At 59.0% G+C, this 20209-nt stretch carries 18 protein-coding genes; 9 read left to right on the top strand and 9 right to left on the bottom strand.

Features of this window, described 5'->3' with window-relative positions:
* The first annotated feature begins 14 nt into the window (after window positions 1-14).
* Together ghrB and OJ965_RS02625 are read left to right on the top strand one after the other, a co-directional pair.
* Window positions 15-989, top strand: coding sequence for a glyoxylate/hydroxypyruvate reductase GhrB (ghrB, locus tag OJ965_RS02630; RefSeq protein WP_009088261.1), 975 nt, complete (start codon window positions 15-17; stop codon window positions 987-989).
* Window positions 990-1070: 81 nt separating this feature from the next.
* Window positions 1071-2321: a valine--pyruvate transaminase gene (locus OJ965_RS02625; protein ID WP_009088263.1), complete on the top strand. Its 1251-nt coding sequence runs from the start codon at window positions 1071-1073 to the stop codon at window positions 2319-2321.
* Here OJ965_RS02625 and OJ965_RS02620 read toward each other — a convergent pair.
* A complete protein-coding gene (locus OJ965_RS02620) occupies window positions 2318-3769 on the bottom strand; it encodes an aminotransferase-like domain-containing protein (RefSeq protein ID WP_265137719.1) in 1452 nt (483 codons plus the stop codon). The genes OJ965_RS02625 and OJ965_RS02620 overlap by 4 nt on opposite strands.
* A 168-nt stretch (window positions 3770-3937) precedes the next feature.
* Between OJ965_RS02620 and OJ965_RS02615 the strand changes: the two genes are divergently transcribed.
* Genes OJ965_RS02615 through OJ965_RS02590 form a run of 6 tightly spaced genes read left to right on the top strand, consistent with a single transcriptional unit; the run spans window position 3938 to window position 9657 of the window.
* Complete coding sequence (locus tag OJ965_RS02615; protein ID WP_046100905.1) at window positions 3938-5401, top strand: hypothetical protein; 1464 nt, start codon at window positions 3938-3940, stop codon at window positions 5399-5401.
* Window positions 5402-5418: 17 nt separating this feature from the next.
* Window positions 5419-6693, top strand: coding sequence for an ATP-grasp domain-containing protein (locus tag OJ965_RS02610; RefSeq protein WP_046100906.1), 1275 nt, complete (start codon window positions 5419-5421; stop codon window positions 6691-6693).
* Window positions 6681-7388 (top strand): class II glutamine amidotransferase, encoded by a 708-nt coding sequence (locus OJ965_RS02605; protein ID WP_033736116.1) that lies wholly within the window; start codon window positions 6681-6683, stop codon window positions 7386-7388. Before OJ965_RS02610 ends, OJ965_RS02605 begins: the two co-directional genes overlap by 13 nt.
* A 5-nt stretch (window positions 7389-7393) precedes the next feature.
* On the top strand, window positions 7394-8194 hold the full coding sequence (locus OJ965_RS02600) for a 2OG-Fe(II)-dependent halogenase WelO5 family protein (protein WP_265137718.1): 801 nt from the start codon (window positions 7394-7396) through the stop codon (window positions 8192-8194).
* 29 nt (window positions 8195-8223) lie between these two features.
* Window positions 8224-8724, top strand: coding sequence for a YbaK/EbsC family protein (locus OJ965_RS02595; RefSeq protein ID WP_046100909.1), 501 nt, complete (start codon window positions 8224-8226; stop codon window positions 8722-8724).
* Between the two features lie 21 nt (window positions 8725-8745).
* Complete coding sequence (locus OJ965_RS02590; protein ID WP_009088275.1) at window positions 8746-9657, top strand: EamA family transporter; 912 nt, start codon at window positions 8746-8748, stop codon at window positions 9655-9657.
* A 292-nt stretch (window positions 9658-9949) separates the two neighbouring features.
* On the opposite strand, the gene ibpA is transcribed toward OJ965_RS02590, so the two are convergent.
* Complete coding sequence (gene ibpA / locus OJ965_RS02585) at window positions 9950-10366, bottom strand: small heat shock chaperone IbpA (RefSeq protein ID WP_009088277.1); 417 nt, start codon at window positions 10364-10366, stop codon at window positions 9950-9952.
* 290 nt (window positions 10367-10656) lie between these two features.
* On the opposite strand from ibpA, the gene OJ965_RS02580 reads away from it, so the two are divergent.
* Window positions 10657-11025 (top strand): YceK/YidQ family lipoprotein, encoded by a 369-nt coding sequence (locus tag OJ965_RS02580; RefSeq protein WP_033736117.1) that lies wholly within the window; start codon window positions 10657-10659, stop codon window positions 11023-11025.
* On the opposite strand, the gene OJ965_RS02575 is transcribed toward OJ965_RS02580, so the two are convergent.
* From OJ965_RS02575 to dnaA, 7 genes are all read right to left on the bottom strand, one after another.
* The gene (locus OJ965_RS02575) at window positions 10991-12259 is read right to left on the bottom strand and encodes a DUF3748 domain-containing protein (RefSeq protein ID WP_265137715.1); all 1269 of its coding nucleotides are present in this window, start codon (window positions 12257-12259) and stop codon (window positions 10991-10993) included. The genes OJ965_RS02580 and OJ965_RS02575 overlap by 35 nt on opposite strands.
* 108 nt (window positions 12260-12367) lie before the next feature.
* Entirely contained in the window at window positions 12368-13177 is an 810-nt protein-coding gene (gene yidA, locus OJ965_RS02570; RefSeq protein WP_140923983.1) for a sugar-phosphatase, read from the bottom strand.
* A 99-nt stretch (window positions 13178-13276) separates the two neighbouring features.
* Complete coding sequence (locus tag OJ965_RS02565; protein WP_265137712.1) at window positions 13277-13756, bottom strand: NanQ anomerase/TabA/YiaL family protein; 480 nt, start codon at window positions 13754-13756, stop codon at window positions 13277-13279.
* A gap of 174 nt (window positions 13757-13930) precedes the next feature.
* On the bottom strand, window positions 13931-16339 hold the full coding sequence (gene gyrB / locus OJ965_RS02560) for a DNA topoisomerase (ATP-hydrolyzing) subunit B (RefSeq protein WP_265137710.1): 2409 nt from the start codon (window positions 16337-16339) through the stop codon (window positions 13931-13933).
* 18 nt (window positions 16340-16357) lie between these two features.
* Window positions 16358-17443 carry a DNA replication/repair protein RecF gene (recF, locus tag OJ965_RS02555; protein WP_009088288.1) on the bottom strand — a complete coding sequence of 362 codons (1086 nt, stop codon included), beginning with the start codon at window positions 17441-17443 and terminating at the stop codon, window positions 16358-16360.
* A gap of 233 nt (window positions 17444-17676) precedes the next feature.
* Complete coding sequence (gene dnaN / locus OJ965_RS02550) at window positions 17677-18777, bottom strand: DNA polymerase III subunit beta (RefSeq protein WP_009088289.1); 1101 nt, start codon at window positions 18775-18777, stop codon at window positions 17677-17679.
* Window positions 18778-18781: 4 nt separating this feature from the next.
* Window positions 18782-20197, bottom strand: a complete 1416-nt coding sequence (dnaA, locus tag OJ965_RS02545) for a chromosomal replication initiator protein DnaA (RefSeq protein WP_009088291.1) — start codon at window positions 20195-20197, stop codon at window positions 18782-18784.
* Window positions 20198-20209 lie beyond the last annotated feature (12 nt).

The raw sequence follows: 20209 nt of genomic DNA, 5'->3' as shown, positions 1-20209 counted from the left end.
TCGGGAGCCACTGAATGAAACCCGCTGTAATTCTCTATAAAAAACTGCCTGACGACCTCTATGCGCGCCTGGCTGAACAGTGTGACGTGACGGAAGTGAGCAATCTTTCGCCAGAGAGCCAGCAGCAGCACGCTGCGGCGTTCCGCCAGGCCGAGGGCCTGCTGGGATCGGGCGGAAAAGTGAATGGCGAGCTGCTGGCGAACATGCCTAATCTGCGCGTCTGCTCCAGCGTCTCGGTGGGCTATGACAATTTTGACGTGGCGGCGCTGAATGCGCGTCATGTGGTGCTGATGCACACCCCGACCGTGCTGACGGAAACCGTGGCTGACACCATGATGGCGCTGGTGCTGAGCACCGCGCGTCGGGTGCCGGAGCTGGATGCCTGGGTCAAAGCGGGCCACTGGCAGAAGAGCATCGGACCGGCGCAGTTCGGCATCGACGTGCACCATAAAACGCTGGGCATTCTCGGCATGGGACGGATCGGGATGGCCCTGGCGCAGCGCGCCCACTTTGGCTTCGGCATGAAAATCCTCTACAACGCGCGCCGTGAGCATGAGGAGGCGCAGTCGCGCTTTGGCGCGCAGCGCTGCGAACTGAAAGAGCTGCTGCAGCAGAGTGATTTTGTCTGCATCAGCCTGCCGCTGACTGACGAAACCCACCATCTGATTGGGGCCGCCGAGCTGGAACTGATGAAGCCGGATGCGGTACTGATCAACGCCGGTCGCGGGCCGGTGGTGGATGAGAAGGCGCTGATCGCCGCGCTGCAGGCGGGCAAACTGCACGCCGCCGGGCTGGATGTGTTTGAGCAGGAGCCGGTTCCTGCCGACTCTCCGCTGCTGTCGCTGCCGAACGTGGTGACGCTGCCGCACATCGGTTCTGCCACCCACGAAACCCGCTACGGCATGATGCAGGATGCGGTGGAGAATCTTATCGCCGCGCTCGGCGGAAACGTCGATAAAAACTGCGTTAACCCTCAGGCGCTGAAATAATCGCCACGCCTTTCCATTGCGCCCGCCGATGGCGGGCGTTATGGTGAACCCCCGATTCGCAATCACAAATTTTTAACCGCTATGTCCTTTTCTCAGTTCGGCGACAAATTTACCCAACATTCCGGCATTTCACGTCTGATGGAAGATATGGGCGCAGGCCTGCGTACGCCCGGCACCATCATGCTTGGCGGCGGTAATCCGGCGCAGATCCCGGCCATGAACGACTACTTTCAGCAGCTGCTGCAGCAGATGCATGAGGAGGGCAAACTCAGCGAAGCACTGTGCAATTACGACGGCCCGCGCGGCAAAGCGACGCTGCTGGAGTCGCTGGCCGGGCTGCTGCGCGACCAGCTTGGCTGGCCGATTACCGCGCAGAATATCGCGCTGACCAACGGCAGTCAGAGCGCCTTCTTCTATCTGTTTAACCTGTTTGCCGGTCGTCGCGCCGACGGCAGCAAAAAGCGGGTGCTGTTTCCGCTGGCGCCTGAGTACCTTGGCTATGCGGATGCCGGTCTGGAAGAGGAGCTGTTTGTGTCGGCGAAGCCGAACATTGAGCTGCTGCCGGAGGGACAGTTTAAATATCATGTCGATTTCGAGCATCTGCCGATGAACGATGAGGTCGGGCTGATCTGCGTCTCGCGTCCGACCAACCCCACCGGCAACGTGATCACCGATGAGGAGCTGATCCAGCTGGATGCGCTGGCGCAGCAGCATGATGTGCCGCTGCTGATCGACAATGCCTACGGCGTGCCGTTCCCCGGCATCATCTTCAGCGAAGTGCGTCCGCTGTGGAATCCCAACATTATTCTCTGCATGAGCCTGTCGAAACTTGGCCTGCCGGGCGCGCGCTGCGGCATCATTATCGCAGACGAGAAGACCATCTCTGCGCTGAGCAATATGAACGGCATTATCAGCCTGGCCCCCGGCAGTATTGGCCCGGCCATCGCCAATGAGATGATTCGTCGCGGCGATCTGCTGCGGCTCTCCGAAGAGGTGATTAAGCCGTTTTATCAGCAGAAGGTTGCGCAGACGATTGCGATCCTGCGCCGCCATCTGTCAGAAGAGCGCTGCCTGATCCACAAGCCGGAAGGGGCGATTTTCCTCTGGCTCTGGTTCCGCGATCTGCCGATCACCACGGAAACGCTCTATCAGCGGCTGAAAGCGCGCGGGGTGCTGATGGTGCCGGGCCACTTCTTCTTTCCGGGGCTGGAGCAGGCGTGGCCGCACACCCACCAGTGTATGCGGATGAACTACGTGCCGGATGCGGAGAACATCGAGCGGGCGGTGCAGATTCTGGCGGAAGAGGTGGAGAACGCCTGGCGCGACAGCTAAGCCTGCGCGTCGGTTAACGACAGCTGGCACCACTGCGCCAGCTGTCGGATCGCCTGTTCCACTTCCGCATTCCAGCCAAAACCGGCATTCAGCCGGAAACAGTGATCGTAGCGCTGATCGGTGGCAAAAATATGGCCTGGCGCAATCCCGATGCCCGCGTTGCGCGCCTTGAGAAACAGCTCGCGCACGTTCAGCGCCTGCGGCGGCATGGCGACCCACAGCACATATCCCCCTTCCGGGTCAGAGACCGTTGTCCCGGCCGGAAACTCCCGCAGCACCGACTGACGCATTTCGCTGATTTGCCGCGCCAGTTCGCGCCGCAGCTTGCGCAGGTGAGCATCATAGCCGCCGCTGCGCAGCAGTTCCGCCACCGCCGCCTGCGACAGCACCGAGGTGCCCATGGTGGAGGTATATTTCAGCGAGGCGATCTTACGCATGTAGTTGACGCTGTGGACCCAGCCGATGCGGATGCCGGGTGCCACGGTTTTCGAGAAGCCGCTGCAGAGAATAGCGTTGGGGCTGAAGGCGCGCATCGGGAAAGGGCGACGCTCACCAAAGGCGGTATCGCCAAAAATATCATCCTCAATGATCACCACATCGTTTTCATCGGCCTGGCGCGCAATATAGGCTTTCTGCTCGTTGGGAATGCTTTTTCCCAGCGGATTGTTGACGTTGCACAGCGTCAGAAAGACCCGCACCGCTTTGCGCTGAAACAGACGGGTGAGGGTTGCCACATTCACATAGCCTTCCGGCCCGGCTTCCACTTCAATCACCCGTAAATTGAGGTTATGCAGCATCTGCAGCAGGACGAAATAGCAGGGGGACTCCACCGCCACCACATCGCCTGGCTGCGTGGTGGCGCGCAGTGACAGCGAGATCGCCTCAATGCAGCCGTTGGTGATCAGAATATCGTCGGCGCTGATATTGCAGCCGTAATCGACCGCGCGCCGGGCAATCTCCGTTTTCAGCGGCGCATAGCCGGTGCCCTTCACCGTGTTACCGAGCAGGGCGGGTTTGCTGTAACCCATCTGGCGCATCAGCAGGCCAATCCGCCTGATCGGATAGAGGGCACTGTCGCCGTTCGCCAGATCGAGGCGCACCCGGCAGTCTGATCCGAGCATCGCCAGATGCAGTTCGGTCTGCTCATCCAGCGGGGCGATGGCGCGCGGCTGTTCGCTGACGGAGGGTAACGCACGCGAAGCGGGCCGCTGTGGGGCAACAAAAAAACCCGACTTCGGGCGGGCGACGGCGTAGCGCTCATCTTCCAGCGTTCGCAGGGTTTTCAGGGCGGTGGTGAGGCTGACATTGTACTGTGTCGCCAGGGTGCGCACCGAGGGCAGACGGCTGTCGGGTGCCAGTGAACCGGCATGGATCGCCTGTTTAATCTGTTCTGCTATCTGGCGATAACGGCTGCTCTGACTCTCCTGTTCCCCGATAACCCCGGTCATCTGTTCCACCCCATATCGCGCTGATCTGTGCATATTCAACAGAGTACATTCAAAGTACTTTAGGCTGCATCTCTTAATTATTCATGACGCTAAACGGCGCACAGCGCCCGGCTGCCGTCGGGCCTGTGGCCATAACGGCAGGCCGTTCACCTAAGGAAAATGTGAAAGATGAATAATCTGCCCGCCATGATGAAAGCAATGGAAGCGTATCTCTCACCGGCCATCATCGCGTCGGCTCAGCGCTGTTCGGCCCGTCTGCTGGCGGCGTTACCCGATAAGCAGCCTGAGAACAACCGCGTCCTGCTCGCCTATGGCGGCGGCAAAGACAGCAGCTACATGGTGGCTTACGTGCGCTACATTCAGGGGCTGATCTGGCAGCAGCAGGGCACCACCTTTCATCTGCGGGTCAGCACTAACCGTCACGCGGCGATGAACCAGAGCGTCATGGATAATATTCATCGCGTTTATCAGTCGCTGGCGATGCATGACGATGAACGGGTGACCTGTCTGGTGGTGGATGGTCTGCTGATCCGCCCTTTCGCCCGCGATCTGCCGATGCCGGACAGCGTGCGTGAGCAGAACCGCAACGATGTGCTGATGAATGGCCACCGCTTTCGCGCCGATGCGCGCTCCACCTTCTGCAACGCCTGCAACCTCAGCATGGTCAACTCCTTTGGCCTTGCGGCGGACTACAACGGCGGTGTGGATATGATTATCACCGGCGATTCGCCGCAGGAGCAGGCCGCCTATGTTGCCTGGGCGCGGCACCTCTCACGACTGTTTGATGCGCCGGTCGCGGAAAAAAGCCGTGGCTTCAGCGGGTTCCTGCAGACGCTGGATGGCGTCGCAGAGCGCTACTTCAGCGACATTTACGGGGCCGGCCAGCTCACTCCCGCGCACCGCATCACCCACCAGCTGGCGCGCGATCCGCTCTTCTTCAATATCTATCAGGACACGGCCTATGAAGCGGGTGCGCACTGGGCGCTGCTCAGCGACTTTATGGGCTTCCGGTTTGATGAACTGATGTTCAGCTTTTCTGAGTCTGACTGCGGTAACCCGACGCTGATGGCGCATCTGCGCGGACTGCGGGCCGAAACGCTCCTGCAGCGCAGCTACGCCGAGGGGATCCGTGAATATGTGCGCTTTGCGCTGGGGCTGATGGTGAAGAAGGATTTTCCCCCGCAGCTGATCGACGAGATGGCGGCGCGCTATCAGGATGACGCCGCGATCCGGCAGCAGCGGCAGCGCGCAGCCGCGTTCGCCGTGCAGGCGTTTGACCTCAGCGAAGCGCAGCTGATCTGCATGATCTACTCGCCCTTTCTGGGACAGGGCCAGCAGCTCGGTCACTGGCTGACCGGGCAGCAGATCGCGCTGGAGGAGGCCGCTATCCGCGACCTGCTTGAGCAACGCAGTCAGGATGTCGCGCTGGCCAGGGCGTTAACGCACCTCTCCGGCATGACGCTGACACAGATGCGCCACTGCTGGCAGAGCAAGCCGGTCAGTTCGCTGCTGGAGGGCAAAAGCCCCGATCCCCTGTCGCGCGTGCTGCGCTTCGATCCCCATAAAGCGGTGATTCAGGTCAGTAACGGTGTGCTCAATGACACGGTGACAGAAGTCATCTCCGGGCGATAACCCGGTAAGGCGAGGCGATGAAAAAGATTTTTCTGCAAATTGGCGCCACCCGCGATGGACAGAACCCTTACTGCGCGGTGGCAAAGCGCGAAGGCTATTTCACCGTGCTGGCGGAAATGGGCGACTTTGTCGATTACCAGTCACTAAGCCTGGCGCTGCCTTTTGATCTGATTATTCGCCTCGACCGCCCTGAGAATCCGTGGGAGGTGATGCAGGCTTATCTGCACGCCGGTTTACTGGCGCATCCGCTGGTGGTGCTGGCGGGCTTTGAAGCCTACAACGCCAGCGCCGGGCGACTGCGCGACATGCTGGCCGGGCCGGACGCGCCCGCCGCCTTTATCCCGCTGGATAAATATGCGCAGCGCATGGCGCTGAAAAAAGCCTGGCCGCGCTTCCCGCAGCCGGAGTTCCGCTTTTTTGCCTCGCCGCTCAGCATTCTGGATGCGGAGCAGGCGCTCATCTACCCCTGCGTCGTCAAACCGGTAGATGGCGGCGGCGGGCTGGGCATCTGGCTGATTGAGCGGGCCGATCAGCTGCGCAGCGTGGTGAAGCAGCTGGTGCAGACCATGAACTATGGCGGGCGCGGCTTCAGCGGCTTTATCGTGGAAAGCGCCCTGATCGGCGAGGAGTTTTCGCTACAGGGTGTGGTCGCGCAGGGACATCCCCGGGCGCTGACCTGCTGCCAGAAGGTGATTGAGCAGCACCGGGACAGCGAAGGCTGCGTCAGCTTTTATGAGTCGGGGCATGTGGCGATGGCAGCAGCGGCGCTGCCCGCCGCGTTCAGCAGTCTCATGACCTTCTGCTGCGAAACCTTTGGCTACCGTCAGGGCGCGTTTCATATCGATTTCATTGTGGTCAACGGCGTGCCGCATTTTCTGGAGATGGGGTTCCGGCTCTCTGGCATGGGGGTGGCGACGCTGGTTGAGGAGGCGACCGGTATCAACTGGGCTGAGGTGACTTTCCGGCTGGAGGCGGGAGGCACCCTGCCTGCCTTTGCCCTGAGCACGTCGCGCGCTGTTGGCCAGCTGCGCCTGCGCCAGCCCGCACAGCTGCAGGCGGCGGAACGCTGGATCGAACAGCATCAGCAGGGCGCGCTGTTACCCCCCCTCCGGTTGCCTGCGTTGCAGGTGTCATCCCGCTCATCGCTCTACGCCGATCTCACCCGTCACGCCGGCATTCTGGCGACCTTCAGCCTCAGCGCCCCGACGCGGGAGCCCGTTATGACCCTTTTTCAGCAGGTGATTGCCGCGCAGCCGGTGACCGCCGGGAGAGACAAAGTATGTGCAGAATGATTCTGGCGCATGGCAGGTTCGACAGCGCTCAGATTCTGGAGGCGGCGCGCGCCATGAGCTGCGGCGAAGGAGCCGAACACGATGGCCCAATTAAATCCCATCCCAACGGCTGGGGCTGCCTGTGGCTGGAAGCGGGGGAGATCCGCACCCTGCACGGCACGGGCGCGTTTGCGGAAGCGCTGCCGGACATCGATGTGGATCGGCTGCGCAGTCCGTTTCTGGCCGTGCATGTACGCCACGCCACGCTGAGTAAAAATCAGGGGCTGGCCTTTTCTCATCCGCTGACGCGCCACAGCGCGGGTCATCAGTGGTACATGATGCACAACGGCTTTCTGCCGACCATCCACCGCCAGCTTGGCCTGGCGGAATCCCGTTTCGATTCAGAAGAGTACCTGCGCTACCTGGTCGATCAGACCACGCCCGCCGACTTCACCCGCGACTATCTGCGCGCAAAGATGGCGCAGGTGGAACCCGGCGGCAGCGCAGGCAATGCCATTTTCGTCACCCGTGACAAAGCCTGGGCGTGGCAGTGGTATCCCCACGACACCCCCTGGCCTGACTATTTTACGATGCATTTTCGGCAACAGGAGGATTGCACGCTGATCGCTTCTGAACCCGTGACAATACCAGGCAGCGCCGGCAGCTGGCGGCGAATGAACAATCATGAACTCTATGAAATTCCGTTTAGGGAGTGATAAACATGGCTATTTTCAATCAGTTCCGCGTGATTAATCCCAGCATGTTTGTGGAGTCGACCTGGCTGGATGACATCGTCACGGCGCGTGTGCCGCTGCTGGTGCTGCGTAATTTCCTGACGCCGGAGGTGCGGGAAGCGGTGGTGGCGGATCTGCAGCGCTGCCGGGAAAAGATCCGTGTTTCTCACTATCCGAATGGCGCGCTGACCACGCTCGGGCCCTATCTGGCGCGTCACACCGCAGAGCCCGATAACTATTTTACCGAGCTGCGCGATATCCAGCCGGCGCTGCCCCCTTCACTCACCGCCCTGCGTGAGCAGATCTACCTCTGGGTTCAGCATGCGCTGCGGCTGGAGAGCCTGCGCATCGCCCAGGAGCCGGGCCACGGCGACTATGCCGGTTCTATCGTGCGGTTTCATGCCGATGGCGTCGCGAACCCGTTACACAACGACAATATCGTGCGTGATGCCGCCGGAAGCGGGCTGGCGGTGACGCAGATTCTCCATCAGCTCAGCTGCGTGGTCTGCCTGCAGGAGTGCAATGCGGGCGGGGCGCTGCGGATCTACAACAAAAAATGGGCACCGGAGGATGAGCGGTTCAAAACGGCCGGTGAGCTGGGCTATCCCGCTGAGGTGATTGAACACAGCGAAGTCTGCGAATTTTCACCACGCAGTGGCGATATCTATCTGTTTAATCCCGCTTTTTATCACGAGATTGATCGGGTTGAAGGTGATACCCGCATCACCATGGGATTCTTTTTCGGGCTGACCGATAAAAAAATGAAACACGCTATCGCCTGGAGTTAATCCGGTCCGGGCCAGACAAGGAGAGGGATATGACGACGTTTGAAAAAATCACCGCGCTGCTGGATCAGCATCAGGCCAGCTACCGCGTCGTGGAGCATGAGGCGATAGGGCAGACCGACCAGATCAGCCAGATACGCGGTAATGCACTGGGTCAGGCGGCTAAGGCGATGGTGCTGGAGGTCGTCATGCCGGACGGCGCGCCGCCGCGTCCGCTGCTGGCGATTGTGCCGGGCGACTGCCGGATCAATTTTAAAAGTGCGGCGCGCGCTATCGGCGGAAAGAAATCCTCTTTCGCCGCGCCGGAGCTGGCGCAGGCGCTGACCGGCTGTGTGATGGGCGCGGTGCCGCCATTCAGTTTTGATGACCGGCTGGCGCTGCGGGTCGATACCCGGCTGCAGCAGGTCGGAACGTTATGGTTTAACGCGGGCGAGCTGGATAAATCGATCGCGCTGGCTGTAGATGACTATTTTCGCATCGTGGGGGAAGCGTGCTGTGCTGATATCGCGACCCCGATTGCGATCACCGCCTGACGGCGGCTCAAGGAGTTTCTGATGTCGGTAAAAGATATGCTGTTAGCGTTGTGCGTGGTGGTGGCGTGGGGCGTCAATTTTGTGGTGATCAAGCTGGGGCTGCAGGGGATGCCGCCTTTTCTGCTCGCCGGACTGCGATTCACGCTGGTCGCCTTCCCTGCCATTTTCTTTGTGCGCCGTCCGCCGATCCCGCTGCGCTGGCTGGTGGTTTACGGTATGACCATCAGTTTTGGTCAGTTTGCGTTTCTCTTCCTGGCGATTCAGCTCGGTATGCCAGCAGGCCTGGCCTCCCTGGTGCTGCAGGCGCAGGCGTTCTTTACCCTGCTGCTGGGGGCGCTGCTGCTGGCGGAGAAGCTGCGCTGGAACCACATCACCGGGATTATCATCGCCACGCTGGGGATGTTTCTGCTGGCGACGGCAGGCATGGAGGGACAGACCAGCGCCGGCATTACGCTGACGACCATGATGCTGACGCTGTCGGCGGCCCTGTCATGGGGGCTGGGTAACATTACCAACAAGATCATTATGCGGAATCGCAGCGTGCCGATTATGTCGCTGGTGGTCTGGAGTGCGCTGGTGCCGGTCATTCCTTTCTTTGCCTGCTCGCTGCTGTTTGAGGGGCAGGAGGCTATCGTCAGCAGCCTGCTGCACATCGGGCTGCAGACGGTACTGGCGCTCTTCTATCTGGCCTTTGTCGCCACCATCGTCGGCTACGCTATCTGGGGAAATCTGCTCAGCCGTTACGAAACCTGGCGCGTTGCTCCGCTGTCGCTGCTGGTGCCGGTGGTCGGGATCATTACCGCTGCGCTGGTGCTGGATGAGCATCTTTCCGGGCAGCAGATGCTGGGCGCCTCGGTGATTATTGCCGGCCTGCTGATCAACGTGTTTGGCGGCGTGCTGGGACAGCGTTTCGCGATGCGAACGCAGCCGTAAGGGCAAGGCCGGCGTCAGATATAAGGGCAAAAAATATCGCCTTGAGGTCAGGTGACAGGCTCAGGGAGCATACGCCTTTCGCAAAGACGCAATAGACGCCATCCCTGGCATGCTCAGCGCGGCCCATCCCTGGTCCGCGATGCTTCGCTACAGGCGTATGCTCCCATCGCTTTGAACTTATCAGCCGTCTGAAACAGGGGATCGGAGCAACATTTTTTGCCTTATGAATCTCCACTGATCTTAAAAACGAAAAACGCCGCATTAGCGGCGTTTTTTATGGTTACTTCATAAATTACTTCAGAATCTCAATACGGCGTGGTTTGGCTTCTTCCGGCACCAGACGTTCAAGATCGATACTCAGCAGACCATTTTCGAGACGGGCGTCGCGCACCACGATGTGGTCGGCAAGCTGGAATTTACGCTCGAAGTTACGCTCGGCGATACCCTGATACAGGTATTTACGCTCGGCCTGCTCTTCCGGATGGGCACCCCGTACAGTCAGCACATTGTCGTGCGCTGTGATATCAAGCTCGCTCTGAGAGAAACCGGCCACCGCGATGGTAATGCGGTAGTGATTTTCATCGACCAGTTCAACGTTATAGGGAGGATAACCCCCGTTGCTCTGATTCTGGTTTGATTCGAGCAGGTTAAACAGGCGATCGAAACCGATAGCTGAGCGATAAAGTGGGGTGAGATCAAAGTTACGCATATTAAGACTCCTGAATTTCAGCAAGTTTTGGCAACCTTCCACTACTGGACAGGCTGGATCCGGCACCTCACTGTCCCTTTCGGCGACGGTGAGCGCGTCCGTAAACTAAAAATGGGTGCCAAAGGAGAATTTTCAAGCGTGCAGAATGCAATTTTTTTCGCCAATCTCAGGAAATGACATACACTCAGAACACCTTTTGTCAGACCCGAACGGACTTCGCCCCAGAGTGTTGACGTTGTCTGGCAAGCCAACTCAGCCCGGCGCATGTCAGGGCTGAAGGGATGATGATAATGAAATTGATGAAGACCTTACCTCTGGCTGGAATGGTTTGCTGCGCAATGGCGACAACCGGTTGTTCCAGCGTGATGTCACACACAGGTGCGAGTCAGGGCTATTATCCAGGCACCCGGGCCAGCGCGGATATGCTGACCGACGGGGACACCAGCTGGGCGCTGAAGCCGCTGGCGCTGATCGATCTTCCTTTCTCCGCCGTGATGGATACGCTGCTGCTGCCGTGGGACTACTACCGCAGCGACAAAGATAAATCACTCGACTCCCCGCGGGAACGCATTCTGCAGAGCGAAAAGCTGGCGCACACGCAGGAGAGCCTGGCGCAGGCGCAGCCTATGCCTCCGCTGCGCCCTCAGCCGCAACCGTAAACAGCTGCCGCCAGCCCTCCACCTCACGCATATACGCAATCTGCGTGCCGTCAGGTGACCAGACGACCGCGTCGCCTGAGGGGGCGTCATCCGTTCTGCGCGTCAGACGCTGGCACTCGCCGCTCTCAGCGTCACATCGCATCACGCTGTTATCACAGATAAAGGCGACGGCCTGGCCATCAGGATGCCAGCTGAAGGCGGACTGAATGCTGCTGCCGAGACGGGTCACCTGACGCGGTTCGCCGCCGTTGGGAGAGACCGTCCAGAGCTGGATCACCCCTCCCTCATCTGCCATCAGAAACGCAACCTGGCTGCCATCGGGCGCGCTGCGCAGCCAGTGGCGCGGTTGCAGCGCCAGACCACGACCGTACGTCAGACGGCGCTGCCTGACGCCAGCCGGGGGCGCAGGCAACTGCTGACTGCTGCCCTCCAGCGGGCTGGCACCGGGCCGGGCGTAATCGTCCAGGTCTTCGGGCAGATCAACAACAAACACTTCAGGACGCTTCTCTCCCTCCGCCGTCAGCGTGTCGCCGATGAACGCGATAGCCCAGCGCTGCCAGCGGCCGTCCGGTTTCTGATAGCCGCGGTTACCGATCCAGCACTCTTCATAGGCACGGTTGATCTGGTCGCTGCCCGGCTGCGGTGCCGGATGCGTCTCGCTCACCAGCAGGCAAAAGTAGCTGCCGTCATACTCCCGCGGATGCTGCTTAACCGGCGTGACTGCACGCAGCGGCACCGCGATGCCAACGTTGCGCAGATCCAGCCGGCTATCCCGTTCATGCATGACATGGTCATTGTAGGTAAAGCTCAGGCGTGAACCGTCGGGACTGAAGACATGCACATGCGACCCGCCCCGCAGCGCGCCAGGCGTAAAGGGGGGAGTGATATCGCAGGCATCCAGATTGATGGCGGTGGCGTTCTGAACGATCACCCCGCGGCGGTGATGGAAATCATACTGCCACCGGGCATCGGGATGTTCCGGGCCATGAATGCAGACGTAGCGCGGCGGCATATCGGGGCTGACCGTCACCACGCCGACATGAGCCCCGTGCTGCGCCTGATAGAGCACCTCCACCTCACCGGTCATCACATTGACCCGCTCAATGGTCTGGCTGGTAAAGGAGGCGCCCGAAGGACGCACGTCAAATGCCAGCCACTGGCTGTCGGCAGTCCAGACATTGATATTGGTGAGCTGATGCTGACGGGCAGCAAAGGTGATCTGTTTTTCTGACATGATGAAACCCGTGCAGGAAGAATTGCCCGACAAATTACGCGATTCTGTTTTGCGCTGCAGCTTTTTTACCGGGTTCCGGGCCAGCGCGGCCCGGAAAGCGCAGAGCGGTTACAGCACTAACTCTTCAATGGCATGTGCGACGCCATCTTCCATATTGGTTTTCGTGATGAACTGAGCGATAGCCTTGACCGAATCAATGGCATTGCCCATGGCGACACCCGTGCCGGCATACTCAATCATCGCCAGGTCGTTCTCCTGGTCACCTATCGCCATCACCTCTTCCTGCTTCAGGCCGAGCTTCTCCGCCAGCATTCTGACGCCCTGACCTTTGTTGACCCGGCGATCGAGGATTTCGAGGTAATAAGGCGCACTCTTCAGGATGGTGTAGGTCTGCTTAGCGTGCTCTGGCAGGCGGGCAATCGCCGCGTCGAGCAGGGCCGGACGGTCGATCATCATCAGTTTTGGAAAGCGCGTCGCGCGGTCCATCTCTTCCACCGCACGATAGCGCACCGGAATCCCGGTCAGGCTCGCCTCATGGATGGTGTATTCGCTGATGTCTTTGTTGGGCGTATAGAGATGGGATTTGTCGAACGCCTGGAAATGGACGCCAAGTTCACGCGCCAGCTGCTCAATGTAGAGGTAGTCGTCAAAGGTCAGCGTCACTTCCGCCACGCACTCACCATCTTCAGCCTGATGAACCAGCGCGCCGTTGTTACTGATCGCGTACTGGCCGGGGGTCTGCATATCCAGCTCCATCAGATAGCGCTGGATACCTACAAACGGCCGGCCGGTGGTCAGCACAATCGATACCCCCTGCTGGCGGGCGCGATCAAGGGCAGATTTCACCCCCGGCGTGATCTCATGCTGCGGATTGAGCAGGGTGCCATCCATGTCGATAGCGATCAATTTAATAGCCATAGAGTCCTCGTTGCGTCTGGGTTTGGTTCAATGCTAGCGCGATTCAGCGCGTATTGACCAGTTTCATAGCAGGCGGGCACCCCCGGCCGACCGTCAGCGTCAGGCGGTAAACAGATCGCGGTGAATTTTAATCACGGCTTTTCGGATAATGGCGGGTTCATCCGGCGCGCAGCAGGGGCGATGAATATCGTGCGGAAAAAAGATCGCGAACATGCCGGGCAGCAGCGTAATCACCGACTCATTCAGCGTCTTCTGATAAAAGACCACGTCGCGTTGCTGAGCAAAATCCTCGGTCACTCGCTGATCGGGGTGGGCGCGGGCCACGCCAATATTCTCGCTGCCGGCCAGCAGAAACTGAATGTCGATGTAGCTGAAGTGGGATTCTGCCCGACGCGCGCTCGCCGGTTCGGTCATCATCTCCTGCACCAGGCAGAACATCTTATCCTCAGGCAGGATGGCATATTTACCGGTGTCGAGCTGGCTGAAGTCGGTGTCAGTGATCCAGCGTATCGCCTGATCGATAACCGGATGAAAGGCGTGACGTTCTCTGTTCCAGTCGTGACAGTCGCAGACAATCATAAGGTAACTCCCTGTATTAACGTTGTGCGCGCTGAAGGCGCAAAGAGAGGCAAGCGTAATGGAGCAGGGCGGGGGAAAACGTGATCGGTCTCGCAGCACCGGGCGCGGCGTTCGCCGCGGCGGCATAAAAAAAAGGCCATCACCGGAGTGATGGCCTGTCCGGTCTGCGACCGATCAGATATCGATATTGGCTGCTTTCAGCGCATTCTCTTCGATGAAGGCGCGGCGCGGTTCAACCGCATCGCCCATCAGCGTGGTGAACAGCTGGTCAGCACCAATGGCATCTTTGATGGTGACGCGCAGCATACGACGGCTGTCCGGGTCCATGGTGGTTTCCCACAGCTGATCCGGGTTCATCTCGCCCAGACCTTTGTAGCGCTGAACAGAGAGGCCGCGACGCGACTCTTTAACCAGCCACTCAATCGCCTGTTCGAAGCTGGCCACCGGCTGACGACGCTCACCACGTTCAATGTAGGCATCCTCTTCCAGCAGGCCACGCAGTTTGCCGCCAAGATCGCAGATTTTGCGGTACTCCGGTCCCTGAATGAACTCCGCTTCCAGCGGGTAGTCGGTATCCACACCGTGGGTGCGAACGCGCAGAACCGGCTCGAAGAGGTTCAGCTCGCGGTTTTCGCGAACCTGGGCCAGATAGGTGCTGCCGTGCGCTTCGCGTTCAGTCAGATAGCTCACCAGACCGTTCAGCCAGGTCGTGACCTGCGCTTCATTGGTCAGATCGCTCAGCGTGTCGTGATAAATCAGCGCGCGCAGCATGGCCATCGGATAACGGCGCTCCATACGCTTGATCATCTTCTGCGTGCTGTTGAAGTCAGAGACCAGCGTCTCCAGCGGCTCACCGCCCAGTGCCGGAGCGCTGGCGTTGGTGTGCAGCGTGGCACCATCCAGCGCGATGGCGATCTGATACTGATCCATCGCCTCATCATCTTTGATGTACTGCTCCTGCTTGCCTTTCTTCACTTTGTAGAGCGGCGGCTGGGCAATATAAACGTGGCCGCGCTCAATGATTTCCGGCATCTGACGATAGAAGAAGGTCAGCAGCAGGGTACGGATGTGTGAACCATCGACGTCGGCATCGGTCATGATGATGATGCTGTGATAGCGCAGCTTGTCCGGGTTGTATTCGTCGCGGCCAATGCCACAGCCCAGTGCGGTGATCAGCGTGGCCACTTCCTGAGAGGCGAGCATCTTATCGAAACGCGCTTTCTCAACGTTCAGGATCTTACCTTTCAGCGGCAGGATAGCCTGGTTTTTACGGTTACGGCCCTGTTTGGCCGAGCCGCCTGCGGAGTCACCCTCCACCAGGTAGATTTCAGAAAGCGCCGGGTCGCGCTCCTGGCAATCCGCCAGTTTGCCTGGCAGGCCAGCCAGATCCAGCGCGCCTTTACGGCGGGTCATCTCGCGGGCGCGACGGGCCGCTTCACGGGCGCGCGCGGCGTCGATGATTTTACCGACCACGATTTTGGCGTCTGCCGGGTTTTCCAGCAGGTATTCCGCCAGCAGTTCGTTCATCTGCTGCTCAACCGCCGATTTCACCTCTGACGAAACCAGTTTGTCTTTAGTCTGTGAGGAGAATTTAGGGTCCGGTACTTTCACCGACACGACGGCAATCAGGCCTTCACGGGCATCGTCACCGGTGGCGCTGACTTTGGCTTTCTTGCTGTAACCCTCTTTATCCATGTAGGCGTTCAGGGTACGGGTCATCGCCGCGCGGAAACCGGCAAGGTGTGTACCGCCGTCACGCTGCGGGATGTTGTTGGTAAAGCAGTAGATATTTTCCTGGAAACCGTCGTTCCACTGCAGCGCCACTTCCACACCGATGCCATCTTTCTCGTTTGAGAAGTAGAAGACGGTCGGGTGAATCGGGGTTTTGTTTTTGTTCAGGTACTCAACAAACGCCTTGATGCCACCTTCGTAGTGGAAGTGGTCCGTTTTGCCGTCACGCTTATCTTCCAGACGGATCGAAACGCCTGAGTTCAGGAAGGAGAGTTCACGCAGGCGTTTCGCCAGAATGTCATACTCAAAATCGCGGACGTTGGTGAAGGTTTCGTAGCTCGGCCAGAAACGGACGCGGGTACCGGTTAAATCGGTATCGCCGGTCACGGTCAGCGGCGACTCGGGAACGCCGTGGACGTAAATCTGCTGATGCACTTTGCCTTCGCGACGAATGGTCAGCTCCAGCTTCTGCGACAGGGCGTTAACGACCGAGACACCCACGCCGTGCAGGCCGCCGGAGACCTTGTAGGAGTTATCATCGAATTTACCGCCCGCATGCAGAACGGTCATGATCACTTCAGCGGCGGACACGCCCTCTTCTTCGTGAATACCGGTCGGAATGCCGCGTCCATCATCCTGCACCGAGACGGAGTTATCCGCATGGATGGTGACCACAATGTCACTACAGTGACCAGCGAGCGCTTCGTCGATTGCGTTATCCACGACCTCGAATACCATGTGATGCAGACCGGTACCGTCATCGGTATCGCCGATATACATGCCCGGGCGTTTACGTACCGCATCAAGCCCCTTCAGGACTTTAATACTGGAGGAGTCATAAGAATTCGACATCAACGTTTCTCGCTCATTTTAATCTTCAGGTTGAACCGCTATTTTACCCTGTTCCACGCGGAACATCTTGCCCTTTTCGTCGCTCATGTCGATTACATGTCCGGCCGAAATGGCGCTGACAAAGACCTGAGCCTGGGTGGCTTTTAACCGTTCCGCCAGCAGGCGTCGGCGGCTCTCATCCAGCTCAGAAGCAAAGTCATCAATGAGGTAAATACAGCGGCGTCCGCTCTGGCTTGTCAGGAACTCGCCCTGTGCCAGACGCAATGCACACATCAGCAGCTTGAGCTGCCCGCGTGAGAGTAAATCTTCCACCGGCGTCCCTTCAGCCCGGATGCGAAAATCCGCTTTATGGGGGCCGCTGGCGGTGTAGGTCAGTGCACGATCGCGCTCAAAGTTACGCTCCAGCAGCTCGCCATAGTCGCTCTCTTTGTCCCAGCCGCGCTGGAAGGAGAAGCGCAGGTCAAATTCCGGCAGGAACTGGCTGCAGGTGCCGGTGATTTCGGCGGAAATGGCGGCACTGTATTCCGCCCGCCACAGGCTGATCTGTTCAGCCAGCGGCACCAGCTCCTGATCCCAGGGACGGATCTGGCTGTAGCGGGTGACCTGACGCAGCGCGGCGTTGCGCTGCTTAAGCAGGCGACGCAGGTTGTTCCAGGCGTTGAAAAAGCCAGGCGTGTTATGGAAGCAGCCCCAGTCAACATAGGCTCTGCGGTATTTGGGGCCGCCATTGAGCAAACTAAAGCCTTCGGGCGTAATTAATTGCATCGGCAGCAGCTGAGCCAGCTCGGCGACTTTGTGACCGTCGCTGCCATCAATGCGCACTTTACTGTCACCGGCCCGGTTTTTGGTCAGTCCGACCGAAATTTCCCGCTCTTTGCTCTCCAGCCGTCCGTGCAGCACAAAGGCCGCCTCGTCGTGACGGATGACGCGCCCCGCCTGCAGGCTGCGAAACGACCGGCCATGCCCCAGCGTATGGATCGCCTCTAACACGCTGGTTTTGCCGCTGCCGTTGACGCCGACCAGAAAATTAAAGCCGGGAGCCAGTTGCAGGTCAGCCTGTTCGATATTACGAAAATCTTTAATAAGAAGGCGGGTTAAAGCCATGAATCAGTCCAGCGTGAGGGGCAATGATCGGGATAAAATGGGTTTTGCCTTGTAACACAATTCAGTGCGTTGACGGCGAAGCAGGTTTGCCCGATATCGCCGTCACCAGGCCGTCGGCGTCGACGCCAGTCTGGTTCAGGCCAGCGCGCAGACCCTGGGAGCATACTGAAGTATGTGACCAGGGGCGAGCACTGCCCGGAATCAGAATGGCAAGTAAGCCAGGCCGATATATCCTATAAGCGCATGGGCATGACTACGTAGGCCGCAGCAGGACTCGCCACATCCTCAATCTGCACGCTCGACACCGAATCGGTCAGCAGCAGACGCACATTCTCACACTTCAGCGCGTTCAGCACATCCAGCACGTAACTGACGTTAAAGCCAATCTCCAGTTCGGTGCCGTTATAGCTGACATCCAGCATCTCTTCCGCCTCTTCCTGTTCAGGGTTATTGGCAGTGATCTTCAGCTGGTTTTCGGTGATATAGAGGCGCACCCCGCGGAACTTCTCGTTGGAGAGGATCGCCGCACGGGCAAATGCCTGTTTAAGCAGGTCACAGCCCGCTTCCAGCACTTTGTCGGGGTTCTTCGGCAACACGCGGCGATAATCGGGGAAACGACCATCAACCAGCTTAGAGGTGAAGATGTAGTCGCCGACGTGTGCACGAATATTGCTGCCGCCTATCTGCACCTGCAGCGGCGTCTCGCCGCCATCCAGCAGACGCAGCAGCTCAATCACGCCTTTGCGCGGCACAATCACCGAATGACTCGGCAGCGCCTGGCCAACCGGCATTGAGCAGACGGCCAGACGGTGACCGTCCGTCGCCACGGTGCGCAGTTCTTCCCCTTCGGTTTCAAACATCATGCCGTTGAGGTAGTAACGCACATCCTGATGCGCCATGGAGAACTGGGTCGCTTCGATCAGCCGCTTCATCGTCGCCTGCGGCAGGGTGAATTCGACTTCACTCTGCCAGTCGTCAAGATTCGGGAAGTCACTGGCGGGCAGGGTGGACAGCGAAAAACGGCTGCGTCCTGAGCGCACCAGCATGCGATCGCCTTCCAGCGCCAGCGTGATCTCTGCGCCATCCGGTAAGCCACGACAGATATCGAGGAATTTACGCGCCGGAACGGTGGTTGCGCCAGGCTCATGCGCCTGCGTCAGCGCCACGCGTGCCACCATCTCCATTTCCAGATCGGTACCGGTCAGCAGCAGCGAACCTTCTGTTACCTGCAGCAGCAGGTTTCCGAGGATTGGCAGCGTTGGACGCCCGCCCAGCGGGCCACTTACTTGTTGCAGCGGCTTCAGCAGCTGCTCACGTTCAACAATAAATTTCATAGCGTCACGAAGATAATGTTCTGATGAGATTAGAGAAATCTTCTTTGATATCGTGGCTCTCTTCACGCAGCTGCTCAATCTTGCGGCAGGCGTGAAGCACCGTTGTATGGTCGCGTCCCCCAAAAGCGTCGCCGATTTCCGGCAGGCTATGGTTCGTCAACTCTTTCGCCATCGCCATCGCCATCTGGCGCGGACGTGCAACCGAACGCGAACGGCGCTTGGAAAGCAGATCGGCGACCTTGATTTTGTAGTACTCAGCCACGGTCTTCTGAATATTATCGATGGTGACCAGCTTTTCCTGCAGCGCCAGCAGATCGCGCAGCGCTTCACGCACGAAGTCGATCGTAATCGCCCGACCGGTAAAGTTGGCGTTGGCGATCACGCGGTTCAGTGCGCCTTCCAGCTCACGCACATTGGATCGTAAACGCTTGGCAATAAAGAAGGCGACTTCACCCGGCAGGCGGATGTCATTCTCATCCGCTTTTTTCATCAGGATCGCCACCCGCGTTTCCAGCTCAGGCGGCTCGATCGCCACCGTTAACCCCCAGCCGAAACGGGACTTAAGACGATCTTCCACCCCATTGATCTCTTTAGGGTAACGATCCGAGGTGAGGATGATCTGCTGGTTGCCTTCTAATAAGGCATTAAAGGTGTGGAAGAACTCTTCCTGCGATCGCTCTTTATTGGCAAAGAACTGAATGTCATCGATCAGCAGGGCATCTACTGAACGGTAATAGCGTTTGAACTCTTCGATCGCATTGTTCTGCAGGGCCTTAACCATGTCCTGCACAAAACGCTCGGAGTGCATGTAAACCACTTTTGCATTAGGTTTACGGGCAATGATGCCGTTACCTACCGCATGCAGCAGGTGCGTTTTACCCAGACCGGTGCCGCCATACAGAAACAGCGGGTTATACGCGCCGCCGGGATTATCCGCCACCTGACGTGCCGCCGCGCGCGCCAGCTGGTTGGATTTACCCTCGACGAAGTTGTCGAAGTTATGACGGTTATTCACATTCGAGCGGTAGGTCACGTCGGCCGGTGCCGGCACATTATCCCAGCTGGGACGCACGATCTGCGTCGGTGCCGGACGAACATGGCTCTGCACGGGCATCACCGGTGCGCTGACGCTGGCCATGACCGGCTGGCTGACCGCTGCCGCCTGCTGCTGAACCGGGCGCGTGCCGACTTCAAAACGCAGCGCGGGCACGTTCGGGCCACAGAATTCATTCAGCAGCGCATTGATACTATTGAGGTATTTATCCCGGACCCAGTCGAGTACGAAGCGATTTGGAGCATACAAGGCAAGCGTATTGTCGTTTAACTCAGCCTGCAGTGGACGGATCCACATGCTGAATTCGGTGGCAGGAAGCTCATCCTGCAAACGGGCAAGACACTGTTGCCAAAGCGTAAGTGACACGGCGGACTCCAC

It is taken from the genome of Pantoea anthophila, assembly GCF_026104315.1.
In the GTDB taxonomy this organism is placed as follows: Bacteria; Pseudomonadota; Gammaproteobacteria; order Enterobacterales; family Enterobacteriaceae; genus Pantoea; species Pantoea anthophila.
Note: the sequence above shows the minus strand (reverse complement) of the source record. Positions and strands in the feature narration are given on the sequence as shown.

Bases quoted from the DNA above. Each gene is read 5' to 3' on its own strand.
- ghrB (WP_009088261.1), top strand. From the start codon at position 15: ATGAAACCCGCTGTAATTCTCTATAAAAAACTGCCTGACGACCTCTAT.
- OJ965_RS02625 (WP_009088263.1), top strand. From the start codon at position 1,071: ATGTCCTTTTCTCAGTTCGGCGACAAATTTACCCAACATTCCGGCATT.
- OJ965_RS02620 (WP_265137719.1), bottom strand. From the start codon at position 3,769: ATGACCGGGGTTATCGGGGAACAGGAGAGTCAGAGCAGCCGTTATCGC.
- OJ965_RS02615 (WP_046100905.1), top strand. From the start codon at position 3,938: ATGAATAATCTGCCCGCCATGATGAAAGCAATGGAAGCGTATCTCTCA.
- OJ965_RS02610 (WP_046100906.1), top strand. From the start codon at position 5,419: ATGAAAAAGATTTTTCTGCAAATTGGCGCCACCCGCGATGGACAGAAC.
- OJ965_RS02605 (WP_033736116.1), top strand. From the start codon at position 6,681: ATGTGCAGAATGATTCTGGCGCATGGCAGGTTCGACAGCGCTCAGATT.
- OJ965_RS02600 (WP_265137718.1), top strand. From the start codon at position 7,394: ATGGCTATTTTCAATCAGTTCCGCGTGATTAATCCCAGCATGTTTGTG.
- OJ965_RS02595 (WP_046100909.1), top strand. From the start codon at position 8,224: ATGACGACGTTTGAAAAAATCACCGCGCTGCTGGATCAGCATCAGGCC.
- OJ965_RS02590 (WP_009088275.1), top strand. From the start codon at position 8,746: ATGTCGGTAAAAGATATGCTGTTAGCGTTGTGCGTGGTGGTGGCGTGG.
- ibpA (WP_009088277.1), bottom strand. From the start codon at position 10,366: ATGCGTAACTTTGATCTCACCCCACTTTATCGCTCAGCTATCGGTTTC.
- OJ965_RS02580 (WP_033736117.1), top strand. From the start codon at position 10,657: ATGAAATTGATGAAGACCTTACCTCTGGCTGGAATGGTTTGCTGCGCA.
- OJ965_RS02575 (WP_265137715.1), bottom strand. From the start codon at position 12,259: ATGTCAGAAAAACAGATCACCTTTGCTGCCCGTCAGCATCAGCTCACC.
- yidA (WP_140923983.1), bottom strand. From the start codon at position 13,177: ATGGCTATTAAATTGATCGCTATCGACATGGATGGCACCCTGCTCAAT.
- OJ965_RS02565 (WP_265137712.1), bottom strand. From the start codon at position 13,756: ATGATTGTCTGCGACTGTCACGACTGGAACAGAGAACGTCACGCCTTT.
- gyrB (WP_265137710.1), bottom strand. From the start codon at position 16,339: ATGTCGAATTCTTATGACTCCTCCAGTATTAAAGTCCTGAAGGGGCTT.
- recF (WP_009088288.1), bottom strand. From the start codon at position 17,443: ATGGCTTTAACCCGCCTTCTTATTAAAGATTTTCGTAATATCGAACAG.
- dnaN (WP_009088289.1), bottom strand. From the start codon at position 18,777: ATGAAATTTATTGTTGAACGTGAGCAGCTGCTGAAGCCGCTGCAACAA.